The organism is Rahnella sp. NRRL B-41462 (assembly GCF_003263525.1).
Classification (GTDB): Bacteria; Pseudomonadota; Gammaproteobacteria; order Enterobacterales; family Enterobacteriaceae; genus Rahnella; species Rahnella aceris.
This window is the reverse complement of the sequence record NZ_JYDF01000055.1, coordinates 1-19,769: the sequence shown is the minus strand read 5'-3', so window position 1 is coordinate 19,769 and position 19,769 is coordinate 1. Positions and strand designations below refer to the sequence as shown.

Below are 19,769 nucleotides of genomic sequence, written 5' to 3'. Positions count from 1 at the left end.
CGAAGCGGCGGGATTTTTTTTGCCTGATGATCAGTTTGAGCTGTTATAAAAATGTTAACGATAATTTGTGTTATCTTTAACTATGCACTTATAAGCCAGCGGGTTATTACTCATGGCCACGCTGAGCGCTAAAGGAGAAGCTATGTCGTCTATTCGCAAGAACAGTCTGGATAAGCTGGCAGTCCGGGAGAAAGAATTTTACTACTACAGCCTGCCACTCGCTGCCAAAACATTGGGTGATGTTCAGCGCCTGCCAAAATCCCTCAAAGTTTTACTCGAAAACTTACTGCGCCACGTTGATGGTGACACTGTCACAGAAAGCGATCTACAGGAACTGGTCGAATGGCAGAAAACCGGTCATGCCGACCGCGAAATTGCTTATCGTCCGGCGCGCGTACTGATGCAGGATTTTACGGGTGTACCTGCCGTGGTGGATCTGGCCGCGATGCGCCAGGCGGTAAAACGCCTCGGCGGGAATGTCGAACAGGTAAACCCGTTGTCGCCTGTTGATCTGGTCATCGACCACTCCGTCACAGTGGATGAATTCGGTGATGATGAGGCGTTTGGTGAGAACGTTCGTCTCGAAATGGAGCGTAACAACGAGCGCTATCAGTTCCTGCGCTGGGGGCAAAAAGCCTTCAATCGTTTCCGCGTAGTGCCGCCTGGCACGGGTATTTGTCATCAGGTCAACCTGGAATATCTTGGACAAACCGTCTGGTACGAAGAGCAGGATGGCAAAACGATGGCCTATCCCGACACGCTGGTCGGAACGGATTCACATACCACGATGATTAACGGTCTGGGGATTCTGGGGTGGGGTTGCGGCGGTATCGAAGCCGAAGCCGCAATGCTCGGACAGCCGGTTTCCATGCTGATCCCGGACGTTGTGGGTTTCAAACTGACCGGTAAATTACGCGAAGGCATTACCGCGACGGACCTGGTGTTAACGGTCACCCAGATGCTGCGCAAACACGGCGTGGTAGGAAAATTTGTCGAGTTCTATGGTGATGGCCTTGCCGATTTGCCGCTGGCTGACCGCGCAACCATCGCTAATATGTCGCCGGAATTCGGCGCGACCTGCGGCTTCTTCCCGGTGGATGATGTGACACTGAGTTACATGAAGCTCAGTGGCCGCAGCGACGAACAAATCGATCTGGTAAAAGCCTATTCGCAGGCCCAGGGTTTATGGCGTAACGCCGGTGACGAGCCGGTCTTCACCAGTACGCTTGCGCTGGACATGGGAGACGTTGAGCCGAGCCTCGCGGGGCCGAAACGTCCTCAGGATCGCGTTGCGTTGCCTGATGTGCCGAAAGCGTTCAAAGCGGCGACTGAACTGGAGTTGGGTAACAGCAAGCCGGGGCGCAGCGATAAAGAAAGTTTCACGCTGGAAGGGCAGCATTATGCGCTGACCACCGGCGCGGTAGTGATTGCGGCAATCACCTCTTGTACCAACACGTCAAACCCAAGCGTGCTGATGGCCGCTGGTCTGCTGGCGAAGAATGCCGCCGAAAAAGGTCTGGCCAGTAAGCCGTGGGTGAAAACCTCACTGGCACCAGGTTCCAAAGTGGTGACCGATTATCTTAATGCCGCCGGTCTCATGCCGCATCTGGAGAAGCTGGGCTTTAATCTGGTGGGCTATGGCTGTACGACCTGTATCGGTAACTCCGGGCCGTTGCCGGAACCGATTGAGTCGGCGATCAAGGCCGGTGATTTAACCGTCGGGGCCGTGCTTTCCGGCAACCGTAACTTCGAAGGGCGTATTCATCCGCTGATTAAAACCAACTGGCTAGCCTCACCACCGCTGGTGGTGGCCTATGCGCTGGCGGGTAATATGAACGTCGATCTGACGACGGATCCTCTGGGTGAAGGTGCTGATGGCAAGCCGGTTTACCTGAGAGATATCTGGCCGTCGGCTAACGATATCGCTAATGCGGTTGCGCAGGTGACCACGGAAATGTTCCATAAAGAGTACGCCGAGGTGTTTAACGGCGATGCCAGCTGGCAGGCGATTCAGGTCGAAGGCACGCCGACCTATACCTGGCAGGAAGACTCCACCTATATCCGCCACCCGCCGTTCTTCAGTGATATGAAGGCGGAACCTGATGCGCTGGAAGACATCAAAGATGCGCGAATTCTGGCGATTCTGGCGGATTCAGTGACCACCGACCACATTTCACCTGCCGGGAATATCAAGGCCGAAAGTCCGGCTGGTTTGTATCTGACCCAGCACGGCGTCGAGCCGAAAGCGTTCAACTCCTACGGCTCGCGGCGCGGTAACCATGAAGTGATGATGCGCGGGACGTTCGCCAATATTCGCATCAAAAATGAAATGGTGCCGGGCGTGGAGGGCGGATATACGCGTCATATTCCGTCGCAGGACCAACTGGCGATTTACGATGCGGCGATGCGCTATCAGCATGAAAGTGTGCCGACCGCAGTGATTGCCGGTAAAGAATACGGTTCAGGTTCAAGCCGTGACTGGGCGGCGAAAGGGCCACGTCTGCTTGGGGTACGTGTGGTTATCGCAGAATCATTCGAACGTATTCACCGCTCGAATCTGATCGGGATGGGGATTTTACCGCTCGAGTTCCCGCAGGGTGTGACGCGCAAAACGCTGAAACTCACGGGCGATGAACAGATCAGCATCAGCGGGTTACAAACCCTGACGCCGGGGCAGGATGTTGCAGTGCATATCACGTTTGCTGATGGTCATACTGAAACAATTGATGCACATTGCCGTATCGATACCGGCAACGAACTGACCTATTTCCAGAACGGCGGCATTCTGCATTATGTGATCCGCAAAATGCTGTAAAACCGCTTCTCCGGCCAATAAAAAAGGGCGCCTTCTTAAGGTGCCCTTAATATTTGGATCGGACTATAAATCCTTACTTGTCGAGCAGATGGCCCATTTTGGCGGCTTTGGTCGACAGGTAGCGTTCGTTTTCCGGATTACGGCCGACGATCAGCGGGACGCGTTCTGTAATGTTAATACCGGCTTCAGTCAGAATTTCGACTTTCTTCGGATTGTTGGTCAGCAGGCGTACGGAATCGACACCCAGCAATTTGAACATGTCGGCGCACAGCGTGAAGTCGCGTTCGTCTGCGGCGAACCCAAGCTGATGGTTGGCTTCGACGGTGTCGTAACCTTTGTCTTGTAAGGCATATGCGCGGATCTTATTCAGCAAACCGATGTTACGGCCTTCCTGACGGTGATACATCAGGATGCCACGACCTTCTTCGGCGATATGATTCAGTGCGGCTTCGAGCTGGAAACCGCAGTCACAGCGCAGGCTGAATAAGGCATCACCGGTCAGACATTCGGAGTGAACGCGCGCAAGAACCGGCGTTTCACCGGTGATGTCGCCAAAAACTAACGCCAGGTGGTCGTGCCCGGTGGCCAATTCTTCAAAACCCACCATCAGGAAATCGCCCCAAGGTGTTGGCAGATTGGCTTCTGCCACCCGTTTCAGCTGCATTTTATGCTCCAAAAAAACCACAAATAGTCTTTATTTACAGTAAGTATTTTACTTGTTGATGCGCATCCTACTTTCTGATGCGGCCTCTGGATAGGGAATCGGTGCCTTTCCATCACGACAGGGCATCATTTTGCCACAGTTTGGGTCACATTTTAGCGGGAATATTTGAACGATTAGTTCATAACTTATGAATTATAACCGCTTCTTCAACAACTCACGCTAAAGGAATGTTAAGCAATCACAACGTTGATACACTCCAACTCTTTTTACGCATGACTGAAGGGACGACTATGTTTGATATCGCCAGGCGCACCGCTCTCGGGGCTGTTCTTTTGTTACTGATGCCCGCAGCGGTGTGGATAAGCGGCTGGACGTGGACACCGGGTGGTAATCCCGCCGTGCTGCGTCCGCTTTATTGGGTCACGGAAACGGTGAGTGAACCATGGGGAATCATGACGACTGTGATCCTCTGTGGCTGGTTTCTGTGGTGCCTGCGATTTCGGCTTAAACCAGCCATCGGGCTGGTGGTGATCATCACCTTGTCAGTGCTGGCCGGTCAGTATGTTAAAGACTTTATCAAAGCCGAAGTCCGCGAACCCAGGCCGTATGTCGCATGGCTGGGGACGGATCATCAGATGAACGTCGATGAATTTTATGCCCGGAAAAGTAAAGCGCGTGCCCGGCAGGTGAAAGAGGTGCTGGGCGACAACGTGCAAATCCCGCACTGGCTGAATAAAAGCTGGCAGAACGACACGGGATACGCATTCCCTTCTGGCCACACGATGTTTGCCGCAACCTGGGCTTTACTCGGTGTCGGGTTATTGTGGCGGCGTAAACACTATAAAACGGTCACCGTGCTGATGGTGTGGGCGGTGGTGGTGATGGGCAGCAGACTGATGCTCGGCATGCACTGGCCACGCGACCTGATGGCATCTGTGGGCATCAGCTGGATCCTGGTAATGCTGGCCTGCTGGCTGACGGAGCGCTATGTCGGGCCGCTAACGCCACCACCAGCAGAAAACCAGGAAATCAGCGAGCGTGAATAATCCCGGTTTTTTGATTTCTTACCGTCTGAAATCTCAGGGGGTTCCTGGTGAACCCTTTAATTCATGGTTTTCATCCCCATATACATTCCATAGCCTTAATTGTCGTGGTGGTCACGACACCACACTAAAGTCGAATGAAGTTGCTACAGACGGCATTTAAACCCTCCGCAATGTTTCCCTGCTTTGTTCGGAAATGCTAACTTATTAGGTCGGGACGCGAGTTTTTGGCATAATTCATCCGGTACACCCGGCATTACAGGAATGAATGTGAAATATCTGCTGATTTTTTTATTTTTGCTGGTCATCGTTGTGATTTCTATCACTCTGGGTGCCCATAACGATCAGACTGTGACCTTCAATTATTTGCTGGCACAGGGTGACTATCGTGTTTCGACACTGCTTGCTGTGCTGTTCGCTACCGGTTTTATTCTTGGCTGGATAATCTGTGGTTTGTTCTACCTGCGTGTACGTCTGTCACTGGGGCGCGCCCAGCGTAAAATCAAACGCCTGGAGCAGCAAATTGAACCCGCGGCTGTCGTTACGCCGCCAGCAGCATCTTACGATGTCAGCAAGGAATAACCCTCTATGTTAGAACTGCTGTTTCTGTTGTTGCCCGTTGCGGCCGCCTATGGCTGGTACATGGGGCGCAGAAGTTCTCAGCAGGACAAACAGGAAAATGCTAACCGCCTGTCGCGTGAATACGTCGCGGGGGTTAACTTCCTGCTTTCCAATCAGCAGGATAAAGCGGTCGATCTGTTCCTCGAAATGTTAAAAGAGGACAGCAGTACAGTCGAAGCGCACCTGACTCTGGGCAACCTGTTCCGCTCCCGTGGTGAAGTCGATCGTGCGATCCGTATCCACCAGTCGCTGATGGAAAGTGCTTCGCTGACTTTCGAACAGCGCCTGCTCGCCGTACAGCAACTGGGTCGTGATTACATGGCTGCCGGTTTCTATGATCGTGCGGAAGACATGTTCAACCAGCTGGTGAAAGAGCAGGATTTCCAGTTGTTTGCGCTGGAACAGTTGTTGATTATTCATCAGGCCACCAGCGACTGGCAGAACGCCATTGATGTGGCGGAACGTCTGGTCAAGCTCGGCAAAGAAAACCGCCGTAAAGAAATTGCGCATTTCTGGTGTGAACTGGCATTGCAGGCAATGGTGTCTGAAGATTTCGATAAGGCGACCGGCTTGCTGAAAAAGGCGGCGGCAGCGGACAAACTCTGTGCCCGTGTCTCCATTATGCAGGGGCGGATTTTACTGGCGCAGGGCGATTACCGCAAAGCGACAGAGGCCTTACAGCGGGTGCTGGAGCAGGATAAAGAGCTGGTCAGCGAAGCGTTGCCGATGCTGCAGGAGTGTTACCAGAATCTTGACGATACGCTGGCATGGGCCGAGTTTCTCAGGCGTTGTGTGGATGAAAATACCGGCGCCACAGCAGAACTGATGCTGGCCGAAATCATCCAGGATGAAGAAGGGCGTGAGACCGCGCAAAACTATATCAACCGTCAGTTGCAACGCCATCCGACCATGCGCGTGTTTCATCACCTGATGGATTACCATCTGGCGGATGCGGAAGAAGGGCGTGCGAAAGAGAGCCTGGTGTTGCTGCGGGATATGGTGGGTGAACAGATCCGGACGAAGCCACGCTATCGCTGTCACAAATGCGGCTTTACCGCGCATTCACTTTACTGGCATTGCCCGTCATGCCGTGGCTGGGCGACGATAAAGCCAATCCGGGGTCTGGATGGCCAATAAGTTTCCCCGTCATACTTCGGGTTGCAGATGCGTTTGTCGCCTTACTGCAACGTGAATTATTTAGGGGAAACCGCAGGATATTTTAAATCGACTCTTACTTCTTCTTGCTGCTCGCCTTGCGGGCATTAAGCAACGTCCGCAATTTCTTGATTTCTTTGGTGGTCAGCGCGGGTTCAGTCTCTTCTGCAAGATGCTGATTATCAATTTCGTGTTCTGTGGCTTTAGCGGCTTTTTTACCTTTGGGCGCAGCAGGGTTAAAACTCTCTTCCAGGCGTGCCGCAACTTCTGCACTTAATGAATGTTCTGCTTCCGCAGCGGCGTTTTTGATCAGTTCTTTCAATTCAACCGGAATTTTAACGGTCAGGGTTGTTATCTCACTCATTTTTCTGCCTTTCCTTAGAGTAAAAGTAACAAGCTAAGCCAGCCTTGTTGCATCGTCTAGTGCATCACAAAAATTTAATAAAACTGTCACATTAGGTGTAGCTGTGAATTCAGTGGTTTGCCATGTAAAATATCGGCGGCAAAAATTATATTATTTCTTCCTGACGTAAAAACTGACAAGAGGCTGACGAGATGAAGTCCGAAAATAACACTAACAACAAAGACTTAAATACTTCACCGATTGTTGTCGCTCTCGATTATGCCGATAAATCCTCCGCACTGGCGTTTGCTGACAAAATCGATCCGCGTGATTGCCGTCTGAAAATTGGCAAAGAGATGTTCACTCATTTTGGTCCGCAGATGGTCAAAGATCTGCAGACCCGCGGTTTCGACGTCTTTCTGGATCTGAAATTCCACGACATCCCTAACACTACTGCGCGCGCTGTGGCTGCTGCGGCAGATTTGGGTGTCTGGATGGTGAATGTGCATGCCAGCGGCGGTGCGCGCATGATGACGGCGGCCCGGGAAGCGCTGGCACCGTTTGGAAAAGATGCACCTTTACTGATTGCCGTCACGGTGCTGACCAGCCTGGAAGACAATGACCTGGCGGATTTAGGTATTGAACTTTCTCCGGCTGATTATGCTGAACGTCTGGCGCGCCTGACACGCGACTGCGGCCTCGATGGCGTAGTGTGTTCCGCGCAGGAAGCGACCCGTTTTAAATCTGCTCTCGGGCAGGCGTTCAAACTGGTGACGCCGGGTATCCGCCCGGCTGGCAGCAAAGCCGATGATCAGCGTCGCATCATGACGCCACAGGAAGCGCTGGCGGCGGGCGTGGATTACATGGTGATTGGCCGGCCGATCACGCAATCTGCCGATCCGGCGCAGACCCTGCGTGAAATTCTGGCATCACTGCGCTAAGAAGGAAAAACCATGAGCAATGACAGCAACAGCCGTTTAGTGTATTCGACCGACAGCGGCAGAATCGATGAGCCCAAAGTCGTGGCTGAGCGTCCGAAAGGTGACGGCATTGTGCGTATTCAGCGCCAGACCAGCGGGCGCAAAGGGAAGGGCGTGTGCCTGATCACCGGTGTCAGTCTTGATGATATTGAACTGGAAAAACTCGCTGCCGAACTGAAAAAGAAATGCGGTTGTGGCGGTGCGGTGAAAGACGGCGTGATTGAGATCCAGGGTGACAAACGCGATCTGCTTAAACAACTGCTGGAAGCGAAAGGCATGAAAGTGAAACTGGCGGGGGGCTGACCTGTCTGTAAACGATCACTGACCGTTTATAATAAGATGCTGCATCCGCAAAGGTGCAGCATCTTGCTTTAGCTTTTAGAGATATCACAACGCGAAAGCACGTTGTTTGTCATCCATCTGATGACAATAAAGTTGACCTGAAAAACAACCCAATCCTATTTTTAGCTTTATTCGTTGCTTAACGCTTACGTTTTTGATGCCAGTTAAATAGAACTTATCTCCCGGTTGTTTTACTTACTGACCTGATGTCCGATGATACCACCCACTGCAGCGCCACCCAATGTCCCTAAGGTACTGCCGTCAGTCAGAACTGCACCACCCAGCGCACCTGCACCCGCACCGATTGCGGTGTTACGGTCACGCTTAGACCAGTTACCACAAGCGCTGACAGACATTGCCAGAGTCAGAACCAGTGCAATACTGGCAACACGTTTATTCACGAGCATCATAATTTTTCTCCTATCCAGACGCAGTTGTGCATCCGTTAATTAAAAATAGTGAAATTGATATACATTCACTAGGTGAATAATCTTAATTCACCAAGGATGCTCTTTCTCACCACACAAAAGACTAAAAAGCTGGACAAACATTCAACGGTTTGTGGAACAAATGGGCACTTTTACGTTTGCAGCAGATCTGTACGCACTCTTTAGCGATTTCCCCCATACCTGCACACACCCGTCACCCAGACAATAAAGCCTCGTAATAAGAGGAAACCAAGATGCTAAAGCAACTGAAAGAGCAGGTATTAGAGGCCAATCTGGCACTGCCTCGCCATAATCTGGTGACCTTTACCTGGGGAAATGTCAGCGCCGTTGACCGTAAACTTGGGCTGGTCGTGATTAAACCGTCGGGAGTGGAATACGACCACATGGGCGTGGACGACATGGTGGTGGTGGAACTGGAGACCGGCAAAATCGTCGAGGGCAGCAAAAAGCCTTCTTCCGATACCGATACCCACCGGGTACTGTACCTGAATTTCCCGGAAGCAGGGGGTATTGTTCATACGCATTCGCGCCACGCAACCATCTGGGCGCAGGCCGGTTTGGATATTCCCGCCTGGGGCACCACGCACGCGGATTATTTCTACGGCAACATTCCCTGCACGCGGCTGATGACCGAAGAGGAAATCGCCGGACGTTATGAATGGGAGACCGGTGAAGTCATCGTTAAAACCTTCGCGGAAAGACATCTGTCGCCGGCAGACATTCCGGCTGTACTGGTGCATTCGCACGGGCCGTTTGCCTGGGGGAAAGATGCCGATAATGCGGTGCATAACGCCGTCGTGCTGGAAGAGGTCGCCTACATGGGCATTTTCTCCCGCCAGTTAACGCCGCAGTTGCCGGATATGCAGCCGCAATTACTGGATAAGCACTACCTGCGTAAACATGGCAAGAATGCCTACTACGGCCAATAATCCCCTGAAACCCGAATTATCAGGGGAGACAGATAAGGATAGGTCAGCCGACCAGGCTGACCTTAATCCCGGCAGCGGAAAGTTGCTGCTGATATTCAGGGGATAATTTGTCGTCAGTGATGACCCGGCTGAAGGCACTGACCGGCCCCAGCGGGTTAAGATTTATTTGACCGAATTTCGATGAATCCGTTAGCACGATATTTTCCGCACCTTTAGCCACGACCGCATTCACCACATCAGCACGTAACATGTCCCGGCCGGTAAAGCCGGTGGTATCGGTGAAGCCGTCGATGCCCATGAACGCTTTACTGAAATTCATTTGTTGCAGACACATTCTGGTCAGCGGGCCGACCACCGTCTGACTGGTTTTCTGATACATCCCGCCGAGCAGAACCACGTCACAGGGCATACTTTTCAGCAAAGAGGCGACATAACCGCTGACGGTAATCACCGTCAGGTTCTTCTTATCGGCAAGATATTGCGCCAGCAAGGCGATACTGCTGCCACTTTCGAAAAATACCGTTTCGCCGTCCTGGATCAGGGATGCCGCAAACTTCGCCAGTTTCTGCTTCTGGGCAAAATTCGACATCATGCGGGTATCCACGTCATCGGTCTGGATAGCGACGGCAAAACCGTGCGCACGGCGCAGATAATGTCGCTGTTCCAGTAGCGTAAGATCGTGGCGGATCGTCACTTCTGACACCTGACAAATCTGTGACAACTCACTGACGCTGATGCGCTGCTTATCGTTTACCCATTGCAGAATAACTTGTTGTCTGTCGTTCATAACCGCCCAAAATACGGGCAGCCTGCGCCGCCCGTTGAAAGTTAAATTCAGATGCGAATTTTAAAGTGAATGTTCTGTACGGGCGATAATATCATCCTGAGCCTCAGGCGATAAGGCCGTAAAGAATGCGGAGTAACCGGCGACACGGACAACCAGGTCGCGATAGTTCTGCGGTTCCTCACGCGCTTTAAGTAATGTCTCGCGGGAAACAATATTGTACTGAACATGCCAGCCGCGATGTTCCTCAAAGAATGTCCGCAGCATTAGCATTAACGTCTCGCGTTCGCTTTCATTTTCCAGCGATGCCGGATTCAGTTTCTGATTGAGCAGTACGCCGCCGAGAATCGCTTCTGTCGGTAATTTGCTCAGCGAATTAAAGACCGCTGTCGGCCCGAGATGATCGGTACCGGATGCCGGGCTGGCCCCTTCCGCCAGCGGCGTAAAGGCTTTACGTCCATCCGGCGTGGCGGTAGTTGCGGCACCAAACGGCACGTTGGCCGAAATAGACGATGTACCCGCGTAATACGTGCCACCGACCGGGCCGCGTCCGAAGCGGGTATTGTGATAATTCGACAGTTCATCGATATAGCACTGATACGCACGCACCAGCAAATTATCGACCTCGTCTTGATCATTGCCGTATTTCTCTGCGCCGTTAATCAGCCGCTGACGCAGTCGTTCGCCGTCCAGTCCCTCATAATCTGAAGCCAGCGCGTTGGCCAGTTCCTGCTGGCCAATCACGCCCTGATCGAATACCAGCTTTTTCACTGCCGCCAGGCTGTTACCCAGATTGCCGATCCCGACCTGCAATCCTGAAACCCAGTCGTATTTCGCACCGCCTTGCTTGATGGTTTTCCCGCGTTCTATACAGTCATCAACCAGCGCCGAACACAAAATATCCTGCGCATTCTCTTCCAGAACCGTATCGACCACGCATTCGATTTCGATGGATTTGCGGGTGTAATAACGGATTTGTTCATCCCACTGCGCAAAGACCTGATCGAAATTATCGAAATTCCCCTGCGACAAACCGCGTTCCTGCGGCAGGAAGCGGGTATGGCTTTTCGCATCGTACCCCTGTTCAAGCGCGGCGAGCATCACGCGGGCAAAGTTGATGAAACTCATGCCGGTACAACGATAGCCCCACTTGCCGCCGACTGCCGTTTCGATGCAGCCAATGGCGGCATAATCATAAGCATCCTGTTTTTCGACGCCCAGTTTGATGAATTCTGGAATAACAATTTCATCGTTATTAAAGGCGGGCATGCCAAAACCACAGCGGATCACCTGTACGCAGGCATCAAGGAAGTCGCGGCTCATTCCGGCGTGATAGCGCACGCTCAGATTCGGCTGGGTGGATCGCAATTGTCCGCAGGATTCCAGAATGGCGTATGACAGCGGATTGACCGCATCGGATGCCACGTCATTATGCAAATTCTGCCCGCCGATGGTGACGTTCTGGTACAACGGGCTGCCCGCCGACGCTTTGGAATGCGTACCGGAGCGGATCTTGTTCACTTCCAGCAATTTCAGCCAGCAGCTTTGCAGCAGTTCGATGGCCTGATCACGCTCCAGCGTTTGTTCCAGCTCAACGTCATGACGATAAAACGGATACAAATACTGATCCATGCGGCCAAACGACACGGAGTGGCCGTTGGATTCAATCTGCAAAATAAGCTGAATGAAGTAACACAGTTGCAGCGCCTGCCAGAAGTTTTGCGGTGGCTGATGAGCAATGACGTCGCAGTTGGCGGCGATGGTCAGTAACTCGCTACGGCGCTGCTCGCGGGTTTCCGTGGCGGCCATTTCCCGTGCCAGTTGTGCGAAACGCACGACGTGGTCGCTGACCGCTGCCAGCGTGATATCAATGGCTTTCAGCAATTGCTCTTTATGCAAATCTTCCCAGTCAGTCAGCTGAATGCGGCTGCGACGCTCGCCCACTTTACTGCGTAATCCGTCCAGACCCAGTTCCAGCAGCAGCGGGAAATTCACCGCCAGATGGGCATCGCCGGAAGTCATATTGCCTTCGGCTTTTACGATACCGCTGTCGAGCAATGCTTTCTGCTCATCGGTAAACATACCGTAGCAGCGGTCCTGCACGGTCTGCCCGCGCCACCACGGGCAGAGTTCATGCAGGATTTTTTTGTTGGCTTCGCTGACGACAAAACCTGCGCCCGGCCGGTCAGCAAGCGCGTCAATTTCACTTTCGATCCAGCCCACGGTGTATTCCGGGAAAATCGGTGCAGCGCGCACTTCGCTGGCCTGATTACCGACGATCAGCTCGTCATGTTTGATCCAGATAGTGCGTTTGCTCAGATGTTCAGCCAGCGCCAGCGCGCGGCGTACCGCCAGCGGTTTGTCAGCATGTTGCTGATAAACCTGCGTGTAATGCTGTGCGCGCTCGGTACATACCGGTGGCTTGACGATGTGGATCAGGGCTTCTTTATGAGACCGGATACGGGCGGAAAGGGTGTTCAGATTCAGTTGGGTCATTTTTCTTATCCTCTTAACTGTGCACAAAGTCCTTTTTCTGCGGCGTATTGTTCAGCGAACGTCAGCAGGTCAGGGTCATTTAACGGCTGGCGTGGCGCCAGATAAGGTTGCCCCAGCAGGACATACTTATTGATGCCCAGCGTGTGGTACGGCAAAAAGTGAATGGCTTCGCAGCCGGTTTCATCCGCCGCAAAATCAACGATCTGGCGGATGGATGCCCGGTCAGCATTAAAATCAGGAATTAACGGCACACGGACGATGAGCTTTTGTCCGGCCGCAGCCAGACGACGGAAATTATCCTTCACTCTTTTGGCGGAACCGCCGGTCAATCGGCGGAAAGGTTCATCGGCCACATGCTTGAGATCCGCCAGCAATAAATCCAGCGCCCCCAGCGAAGGCTCAATGTATTTCCACGGCACATGCAGACAACTTTCCACGGCGGTGTGCAGCCCTTCGTGACGGCAACGTTGCAGCAGTGTCAGCGCAATTTGTGGCTGCAGGAAAGGTTCGCCGCCGGAAAGCGTCACACCGCCGCCGGTACGGGTATAAAAAGGTTTATCCCGCAGGATTTGCTGCATCAGCGCGTCAATATCCGCGTCATTTCCACACACACTCAGCGCGCCGGAAGGGCAAACCTGTTCGATCAGACAGAGATCTTCTGCCTGAAATTGTTCATGCCGAATCCCGATGCGGTCATGTTCTATGCTGACAGCATGTGGAAAAGTCTTTGCGCAGTGCTGACATCCTGCGCTGCATAAACGTGAATCGAACAGCACGTCAGGCGCCGCCGAACGACTTTCCGGATTCTGGCACCAGGTACAGCTCAGGGAACAGCCTTTCAGAAAAACCACCGTCCGGATCCCCGGGCCATCATGTGTGGAATAACGCTGCACATTGAAAATCATCTCGACGCTCCCTGGTGCTAAAAATCTTCTTTCGCAATTTAATAACTTTCATTCGAAAGTGATTTTGATGATGATCAACAAACCTTCTGCTTGCTGACGTACACTCTCTGAACTTTGCATTCACTCACAAGTTTCAGGGAGAAAGTTATGGAGCTGTATCTCGATACTGCCGATGTCACTGCGGTAAAACGTTTGTCGCGCATCCTGCCGTTGCAGGGGGTCACCACGAATCCGAGCATCGTGGCGAAAGAAGGTAAATCGCTGTGGGAAGTGCTGCCTGCCTTGCGCGATGCGCTGGGGGGTAACGGTAAATTGTTCGCACAGGTGATTGCTGCCGACGCCGAACAAATGGTTGCAGAAGCGTTGTTGTTGACGCAGCGGGTGTCCGGTTTGGTCGTGAAAGTGCCGGTAACCCGTGAAGGTCTGGCGGCCATTAAAAAGCTGAAGGGCATGAATATCCCGACGCTGGGCACGGCGGTGTATGGCGCAGGTCAGGGATTACTGGCGGCACTGGCGGGGGCGGAATACGTTGCGCCTTATGTGAACCGTCTGGATGCACAGGGCGGTGACGGCATCGCGATGGTCAAAGAGTTGCAGACCTTGCTCAGCCTGCACGCGCCGCAATCGAAGGTGCTGGCCGCCAGTTTCCGAACCCCACGTCAGGCGATGGATTGCCTGCTGGCGGGATGTCAGTCAATCACCTTACCGGTGGATGTGGCCGAACAGTTACTCAATACACCTGCCGTCGAAGCGGCGATTGAAAAGTTTGATACTGACTGGCGTCAGGCGTTCGGCACTTTATCGCTGAGCTGACATTTTTGTGTGACACCCGGCCCGCACAGGCAACTGTTGCGGGCTTTTTTGTTTTTGTGTGTTAAGTATTTTCGTACAAATAATTCGAAAATGTGATTTCTCTCCGAAATTAAATATTGACGGAGTAAATTATTAAAACTACCGATCTAAAAAATAGAAACATCGTTTCAATTTATGAGTTGAATCACTTTTATCATCCTGAGAAATGGATAACGTAGCGGCATCAGGTAGTCCGTGACTTTTAAATCAGGTGAAAATCATGCACATTAAACGAGCGATAGAAAAAATCCCCGGCGGGATGATGTTGGTGCCTCTCTTCATTGGTGCGCTGTGCCATACCTTCGCGCCTGATTCGGGCAAATATTTTGGTTCCTTCACCAACGGGCTGATGACCGGCACCGTACCTATTCTGGCGGTGTGGTTCTTCTGCATGGGAGCCTCCATCAAACTCAGCGCGACCGGCACGGTGTTGCGTAAATCCGGCACGTTGGTGGTCACCAAAATCGCGGTGGCGTGGATTGTTGCGGCGATAGCATCACGGTTCATGCCGGAAAATGGTGTGGAATTCGGCTTCTTCGCCGGACTTTCCGTGCTGGCGCTGGTGGCTGCAATGGACATGACCAACGGCGGCCTGTATGCCTCGGTAATGCAGCAATACGGCACGAAAGAAGAAGCGGGCGCATTTGTGCTGATGTCTCTGGAATCCGGCCCGCTGATGACCATGGTGATCCTCGGCACGGCAGGCATCGCGTCTTTTGAACCGCACGTCTTCGTTGGCGCCGTGTTGCCGTTCCTGGTCGGTTTCAGCCTGGGCAATCTCGACCCGGAACTGCGCGAATTCTTCAGCAAAGCGGTACAAACCCTGATCCCGTTCTTCGCCTTCGCACTCGGTAACACCATCAACCTGAACGTCATCGCACAAACCGGTCTGTTAGGTGTGTTGCTGGGGATGTCGGTTATCGTCATCACCGGTATTCCGCTGATCCTCGCTGACAAATTCATCGGAGGCGGCGATGGTACCGCTGGTCTCGCTGCCTCCAGTTCTGCGGGGGCCGCGGTGGCAACGCCGGTCCTGATTGCTGAAATGGTGCCGCAGTTCAAACCGATTGCCCCGGCTGCAACCGCGCTGGTTGCTACCTCGGTTATCGTCACCTCAATTCTGGTGCCGATCCTGACCGCAATGTGGTCGAGAAGAGTGAAGAACAAAGCAGTGAAAGGCAAAGTGGCGATGGATCCGCCGATGGCGAGTATCAAATAACGCCAGATTTGGATTACTCCTCCCCTTCGCAGGGGAGGAAGCAGTCCGGAATTATCCTCACAGTCCTGGCGCTTTCCACATCGACGTCGTTAGCTGCCGGTCAACCAGCCCCAGTTGATCCGCATACACTTCCTGCCAGTTGGCTTTCTGCACCAGATATTTTGCGTGGTTCGCCACATCCGGCTGATATTCCCGTTCCCAGCGCACCAGGGCTTCACCGGTGTCTGCAAGCGACGAATACACGCCTGCCGCGACACCCGCTGCAATCGCACAACCCAGCGCGGTGGCTTCTTTGACCACCGGCACATTGACCGGAACACCCGTCACATCACTTAAAATCTGACACCATAATTTGCCCTTCGAACCGCCGCCGGAGAACACCAGCGACCTGGCGCGTACACCGGAAAATCGGGCGATCATATCCAGATTACACGCCGATACGATGGCGGCGTTTTCTTCTAACGCGCGGAACAGCACCGGTTTGTTGCATTTTTCCGGGTCGATGGACAGATTGATGAACGACGGGGCGGCGTGATACCAGTTCTTGAAATGCATCGCATCCGAGAATACCGGCGTGACGCCCCAGGCCCCCACAGGCACGCGGGCGGCCATGTCTTCCAGCAAGCTGTAAGCATCCACGCCAAGACGCTGCGCCATGGTTTTCTCTTCGGTACAGAATGCGTCACGGAACCAGCGCATGGTCAGTCCGGTAAAGAAACTGATGGATTCGGCCTGTGCCATACCGGGGATGACGTGCGGATTGACGCGGATATTCATTTCGGGGTCGGTGACCGCTTCCGGCAGGTTGACGATTTGCTGCCAGAATGTGCCGCCAAGGACGGCGGTCTGGCCGGGACGCACCAGACCCAGGCCGAGCGTGCCAAGTTGCGCGTCGCCGCCACCCATGCCGACCGGCGTTCCGGCTTTCAGTCCACAGGCATCGGCCGCGCTGGCCGTGACATAACCGAGGCGTGTACCCGTTTCAGCCACCGGAGAAAGCATATCGGCGCGCAGCCCTGCCATATCCAGCAACTCAGGTCGCCAGTTGCGGGTGGTTAAATCCAGCATGCCGGTGGTACCGGCGTTGGACGGATCCACCGCCAGTTCGCCGCTGAGCATGTAGGCCAGCCAGTCGCTGATCATGGTAATAGTGGCAGCCTGACGGTAAATATCGGGGCGGTGATGGGCCAGCCATAGCAGGCGCGGCATGGCGCTGAGGGCCAGTGTCTGACCGGAGCATTCATAGACTTCGCGTTCAAATTCGAAATCGTGGATCTCTTTTAATTCGGAAACTTCACGGCTGGCGCGGGCATCGACGTTGGCGCAGGCCCAGACAGGTTCGCCGGATTTGTCGTACAGCACGATCCCTTCACGCATGGAACAGGCCGCCACTGCGCGGATCGCAGAAGCGGGGAGATGTGCTTCCTGCAATGCCTGACGAATACACTGACAGGCCAGTTGCCAGTTTTTTTGCAGATCAAATTCCATTGAACCGGGCACATCCGGCACCGCCAGATGGATCCATTCGGCCTGTCCGGCGGCTATCTGCTCGCCTTCGAGATTGAAAATCACCGCGCGGATACTGCCGGTACCAGCATCCAGCGCCATCAGATAGTTGCGGTCGTGGTCAGAGTTCAGGGTAGAGGTCATCGCAATGTTCTCTCGTGCCAGTTTATCGGGCACCGTGTACCTGACCGCCACGCCCCTTACACCCTGCGGGTCAGTCGAGCAGCGCCAGCATGGCTCTTGCTGTGCTCTCTTCAGTTACCAGTGCATTAATTCGTCTGCCTTTCAGCGCCGCGACGATGGCTTCAGCTTTCTCGACCCCACCTGCGACGCCTAACACGGTCGGAATGCTGGCCAGTTCGTCCGGCGCGACGGCAATCAGCTCATCGTGGATTGCCATGTTTTCTGCCAGCTCGCCGTTGCGCTGCATAAAGAAACCGAGAATGTCGCCGACCGCGCCTTTGCGGCCAAACAGCAGCTGCTCACCTTCGCTGATATAACCGGAGCGCAAAATAGTCGCGTCCTGTTTCTGGTTCAGCGAGCCAATGCCGACGACCGCAATATCTGCCGCGCAGGCGGCCAGCATGACATCGTGTACATTACGTTCCTGACGGAAAATAGCCGCTACGCTGGCTGATGACGCCCGCAGCGGAGCCGGAATAATGCTCACTCCGCAGGCTGCATCAAGCTGACCAATCCCGGTCATATAGGGCCCGACGCCGCCGGAAAGCGTGACCATGCGGATTTGTTGTGAGGAGATGAATCCGCTCAGATGTTGCAACGTACTCATCGCTGTTTCGCCAAAACCCACAGCCAGCAGTTGTTCCGGCTTGAGCAATGTCATCAGCATGTGTGCTGCGCCGACCCCCAGCCGTGTGCTCAGCGAGCCGTCGGCCAGCTGTGGAAGCACGCGGATCTGCTGTAAACCAAAGCGTTCGAGCAGGGTATTTTCCAGCGTCAAACAGCCCTCAAAACGCGAGTTAATTTGTACGCGGATCACTCCTGACTGCCGGCCTTTTTCCAGCAGGCGTGACACTTTCAGCCGCGTCAAACCGAGCCGTTCACCAATTTCATTCTGGGTCAGGCCGTCGTGGTAATAGAACCACGCGGTGCGCGCCAGCAGTTCCTCTTCGCCCATGCTGAATTCCGGATGGTTAGTCAAATCGGAAAGCGTTGTCTTCTCATTCATAGTGAACACTTATCAAAATGTAGATCAATTGTTCGTTAACAAAATGTTGTTAACTGTGATGTGTTTTGCAAATTTCAAATGATTACTGCCTGAATCATAACGCAGAGTATATGAGTTGAACAAACTGTGATCAGCACAAAAGTTTTCCCTGCCACCTCGGTCTAGTTTTATGAACAATGTTAAATGATAAATACATTTGTTCAATTAATGTATCAAGCCAGAGGCCGGTGTATGCAGAGCAGCAAACAGTTATCAGCAGACCTGCAAACCACGAACCTGCTGTTGCAGGTCAGCGGTGTCAGTAAAAGCTTTTCCGGCGTGGCGGTGCTGAAAGACATCGATTTCAGCCTGCAATGCGGAGAAGTCCACGCGCTGCTTGGCGGCAATGGAGCGGGTAAATCGACACTGATGAAAATCATTGCCGGTGTCGAAATAGCCGACAGCGGCACGTTACTGCTCGGCGGCGAGCCTTTACTGGCGCTGTCACCAGCAAAAGCGCATCAGGCGGGGATTTATCTGGTACCGCAGGAGCCGATGCTGTTTCCCAGCCTGACCGTGCGCGAAAACATCCTGTTCCGCCTGCCTGCACATCAGGCCGGCGAAAAAAAATTGCAGCAAACGCTGGCTGATCTGGGGTGCAATTTACCGCTGGGTGCCCTGGCCGGAACCCTGGAAGTGGCCGATCAGCAACTGGTGGAAATCCTGCGCGGTCTGATGCGCGATGCGCGGCTGCTGATCCTTGATGAACCAACCGCCTCGCTGACACCGGCGGAATCCGCCCGCCTGTTTACACAAGTCCGTCATCTCACCGGGCAGGGCGTCGGGGTGGTATTCATCTCGCACAAACTGCCGGAAATACGTGCGATTGCCGACCGGGTCAGTGTGATGCGTGATGGCAAAATTGCGCTCAGCGGCAGGCTCGCCGAACTGGATAACGATGCGCTGATCCGCGCCATCACCCCGCATTCCCAGGACACCGCGCTGCCCGCAGAACAAAAGTTGTGGCTGGATTTACCCGGCACACGACGCAACCCGGCAGGCAGCGAACCGGTCTTGCAGGTGCAAAACCTGACCGGTGAGGGCTTTATTAATATTTCATTCAGCGCCCGCGCCGGGGAAATCGTCGGGCTGGCAGGCGTGGTGGGGGCAGGGCGCACCGAACTGGCAGAAACCCTGTATGGCCTGCGTGACGCCCGACGTGGTCAGGTGCTTTTGCAGCAACAAGACATCAGCGGCCTGACGACCTTACAGCGGCTGAAAAAGGGCTGGTGTATTTGCCGGAAGACCGGCAGGCATCCGGCCTGTATCTCGACGCGCCGCTGAGCTGGAACACCACCTCACTCACCTTCAACCGTCAGGGCTGGTGGCTGAACATCAAACGCGAAGCGGCGGTGCTCGAACGCTATCACCGTGCGCTCGGCATTCAATACCGCGACGGGTCACAAACTGCCCGTACGCTTTCCGGCGGTAATCAGCA

At 53.7% G+C, this 19,769-nt stretch carries 17 protein-coding genes and 1 pseudogene; 10 read left to right on the top strand and 8 right to left on the bottom strand.

The features are described 5' to 3' along the window. Positions 1–142: 142 nt before the first annotated feature. Entirely contained in the window at positions 143–2,815 is a 2,673-nt protein-coding gene (gene acnA / locus UC14_RS14500; RefSeq protein ID WP_013575910.1) for an aconitate hydratase AcnA, read from the top strand. Between the two features lie 73 nt (positions 2,816–2,888). Here acnA and ribA read toward each other — a convergent pair whose 3' ends face one another. After that, a complete protein-coding gene (gene ribA / locus UC14_RS14495; protein ID WP_015690066.1) occupies positions 2,889–3,479 on the bottom strand; it encodes a GTP cyclohydrolase II in 591 nt (196 codons plus the stop codon). A 290-nt stretch (positions 3,480–3,769) separates the two neighbouring features. Here ribA and pgpB point away from each other — a divergent pair, with 290 nt between their 5' ends. From pgpB to lapB, 3 genes are all read left to right on the top strand, one after another. Then, positions 3,770–4,525: a phosphatidylglycerophosphatase B gene (gene pgpB, locus UC14_RS14490; RefSeq protein WP_013575908.1), complete on the top strand. Its 756-nt coding sequence runs from the start codon at positions 3,770–3,772 to the stop codon at positions 4,523–4,525. A 267-nt stretch (positions 4,526–4,792) separates the two neighbouring features. Beyond that, the gene (locus UC14_RS14485) at positions 4,793–5,104 is read left to right on the top strand and encodes a LapA family protein (protein WP_013575907.1); all 312 of its coding nucleotides are present in this window, start codon (positions 4,793–4,795) and stop codon (positions 5,102–5,104) included. Between the two features lie 6 nt (positions 5,105–5,110). Next, positions 5,111–6,280 (top strand): lipopolysaccharide assembly protein LapB, encoded by a 1,170-nt coding sequence (gene lapB / locus UC14_RS14480; protein ID WP_013575906.1) that lies wholly within the window; start codon positions 5,111–5,113, stop codon positions 6,278–6,280. Between the two features lie 94 nt (positions 6,281–6,374). Here lapB and UC14_RS14475 read toward each other — a convergent pair whose 3' ends face one another. Next, a complete protein-coding gene (locus UC14_RS14475) occupies positions 6,375–6,662 on the bottom strand; it encodes an Arc family DNA-binding protein (protein ID WP_015690064.1) in 288 nt (95 codons plus the stop codon). 191 nt (positions 6,663–6,853) lie between these two features. Here UC14_RS14475 and pyrF point away from each other — a divergent pair, with 191 nt between their 5' ends. Continuing rightward, positions 6,854–7,582 carry an orotidine-5'-phosphate decarboxylase gene (gene pyrF, locus UC14_RS14470; protein ID WP_112197962.1) on the top strand — a complete coding sequence of 243 codons (729 nt, stop codon included), beginning with the start codon at positions 6,854–6,856 and terminating at the stop codon, positions 7,580–7,582. Positions 7,583–7,594: 12 nt separating this feature from the next. Continuing rightward, positions 7,595–7,924 carry a stress response translation initiation inhibitor YciH gene (gene yciH / locus UC14_RS14465; RefSeq protein WP_013575903.1) on the top strand — a complete coding sequence of 110 codons (330 nt, stop codon included), beginning with the start codon at positions 7,595–7,597 and terminating at the stop codon, positions 7,922–7,924. Between the two features lie 230 nt (positions 7,925–8,154). Here yciH and osmB read toward each other — a convergent pair whose 3' ends face one another. After that, positions 8,155–8,373 carry an osmotically-inducible lipoprotein OsmB gene (gene osmB, locus UC14_RS14460; RefSeq protein ID WP_013575902.1) on the bottom strand — a complete coding sequence of 73 codons (219 nt, stop codon included), beginning with the start codon at positions 8,371–8,373 and terminating at the stop codon, positions 8,155–8,157. A gap of 272 nt (positions 8,374–8,645) precedes the next feature. Between osmB and araD the strand changes: the two genes are divergently transcribed. After that, entirely contained in the window at positions 8,646–9,341 is a 696-nt protein-coding gene (araD, locus tag UC14_RS14455; RefSeq protein ID WP_015690062.1) for an L-ribulose-5-phosphate 4-epimerase, read from the top strand. 43 nt (positions 9,342–9,384) lie between these two features. Here the strand turns inward: araD and UC14_RS14450 are convergent, their stop codons facing one another. Genes UC14_RS14450 through UC14_RS14440 form a run of 3 tightly spaced genes read right to left on the bottom strand, consistent with a single transcriptional unit; the run spans position 9,385 to position 13,526 of the window. Continuing rightward, on the bottom strand, positions 9,385–10,128 hold the full coding sequence (locus tag UC14_RS14450) for a DNA-binding transcriptional regulator YciT (protein ID WP_013575900.1): 744 nt from the start codon (positions 10,126–10,128) through the stop codon (positions 9,385–9,387). 60 nt (positions 10,129–10,188) lie between these two features. Next, entirely contained in the window at positions 10,189–12,621 is a 2,433-nt protein-coding gene (locus tag UC14_RS14445; RefSeq protein WP_112197961.1) for a formate C-acetyltransferase/glycerol dehydratase family glycyl radical enzyme, read from the bottom strand. Positions 12,622–12,626: 5 nt separating this feature from the next. Then, the gene (locus tag UC14_RS14440; protein WP_015690059.1) at positions 12,627–13,526 is read right to left on the bottom strand and encodes a glycyl-radical enzyme activating protein; all 900 of its coding nucleotides are present in this window, start codon (positions 13,524–13,526) and stop codon (positions 12,627–12,629) included. Between the two features lie 147 nt (positions 13,527–13,673). Between UC14_RS14440 and fsa the strand changes: the two genes are divergently transcribed. Together fsa and kdgT are read left to right on the top strand one after the other, a co-directional pair. Beyond that, positions 13,674–14,339 carry a fructose-6-phosphate aldolase gene (fsa, locus tag UC14_RS14435; RefSeq protein WP_037034458.1) on the top strand — a complete coding sequence of 222 codons (666 nt, stop codon included), beginning with the start codon at positions 13,674–13,676 and terminating at the stop codon, positions 14,337–14,339. Positions 14,340–14,598: 259 nt separating this feature from the next. Next, positions 14,599–15,597, top strand: a complete 999-nt coding sequence (gene kdgT, locus UC14_RS14430) for a 2-keto-3-deoxygluconate transporter (RefSeq protein WP_013575896.1) — start codon at positions 14,599–14,601, stop codon at positions 15,595–15,597. A gap of 57 nt (positions 15,598–15,654) precedes the next feature. Here kdgT and lsrK read toward each other — a convergent pair whose 3' ends face one another. After that, positions 15,655–17,247, bottom strand: coding sequence for an autoinducer-2 kinase (gene lsrK, locus UC14_RS14425; protein WP_013575895.1), 1,593 nt, complete (start codon positions 17,245–17,247; stop codon positions 15,655–15,657). A gap of 70 nt (positions 17,248–17,317) precedes the next feature. Further along, positions 17,318–18,292, bottom strand: coding sequence for a transcriptional regulator LsrR (lsrR, locus tag UC14_RS14420; RefSeq protein WP_112197960.1), 975 nt, complete (start codon positions 18,290–18,292; stop codon positions 17,318–17,320). A 231-nt stretch (positions 18,293–18,523) separates the two neighbouring features. Between lsrR and lsrA the strand changes: the two are divergent. Next, positions 18,524–19,769, top strand: a pseudogene (gene lsrA / locus UC14_RS14415) (autoinducer 2 ABC transporter ATP-binding protein LsrA); the annotation flags it as partial.

Excerpts from the sequence above, each read along its gene's own strand:
- acnA (WP_013575910.1), top strand. The coding sequence starts at position 143 with ATGTCGTCTATTCGCAAGAACAGTCTGGATAAGCTGGCAGTCCGGGAG.
- ribA (WP_015690066.1), bottom strand. The coding sequence starts at position 3,479 with ATGCAGCTGAAACGGGTGGCAGAAGCCAATCTGCCAACACCTTGGGGC.
- pgpB (WP_013575908.1), top strand. The coding sequence starts at position 3,770 with ATGTTTGATATCGCCAGGCGCACCGCTCTCGGGGCTGTTCTTTTGTTA.
- lapB (WP_013575906.1), top strand. The coding sequence starts at position 5,111 with ATGTTAGAACTGCTGTTTCTGTTGTTGCCCGTTGCGGCCGCCTATGGC.
- UC14_RS14475 (WP_015690064.1), bottom strand. The coding sequence starts at position 6,662 with ATGAGTGAGATAACAACCCTGACCGTTAAAATTCCGGTTGAATTGAAA.
- pyrF (WP_112197962.1), top strand. The coding sequence starts at position 6,854 with ATGAAGTCCGAAAATAACACTAACAACAAAGACTTAAATACTTCACCG.
- yciH (WP_013575903.1), top strand. The coding sequence starts at position 7,595 with ATGAGCAATGACAGCAACAGCCGTTTAGTGTATTCGACCGACAGCGGC.
- osmB (WP_013575902.1), bottom strand. The coding sequence starts at position 8,373 with ATGATGCTCGTGAATAAACGTGTTGCCAGTATTGCACTGGTTCTGACT.
- araD (WP_015690062.1), top strand. The coding sequence starts at position 8,646 with ATGCTAAAGCAACTGAAAGAGCAGGTATTAGAGGCCAATCTGGCACTG.
- UC14_RS14450 (WP_013575900.1), bottom strand. The coding sequence starts at position 10,128 with ATGAACGACAGACAACAAGTTATTCTGCAATGGGTAAACGATAAGCAG.
- UC14_RS14445 (WP_112197961.1), bottom strand. The coding sequence starts at position 12,621 with ATGACCCAACTGAATCTGAACACCCTTTCCGCCCGTATCCGGTCTCAT.
- UC14_RS14440 (WP_015690059.1), bottom strand. The coding sequence starts at position 13,526 with ATGATTTTCAATGTGCAGCGTTATTCCACACATGATGGCCCGGGGATC.
- fsa (WP_037034458.1), top strand. The coding sequence starts at position 13,674 with ATGGAGCTGTATCTCGATACTGCCGATGTCACTGCGGTAAAACGTTTG.
- kdgT (WP_013575896.1), top strand. The coding sequence starts at position 14,599 with ATGCACATTAAACGAGCGATAGAAAAAATCCCCGGCGGGATGATGTTG.
- lsrK (WP_013575895.1), bottom strand. The coding sequence starts at position 17,247 with ATGACCTCTACCCTGAACTCTGACCACGACCGCAACTATCTGATGGCG.
- lsrR (WP_112197960.1), bottom strand. The coding sequence starts at position 18,292 with ATGAATGAGAAGACAACGCTTTCCGATTTGACTAACCATCCGGAATTC.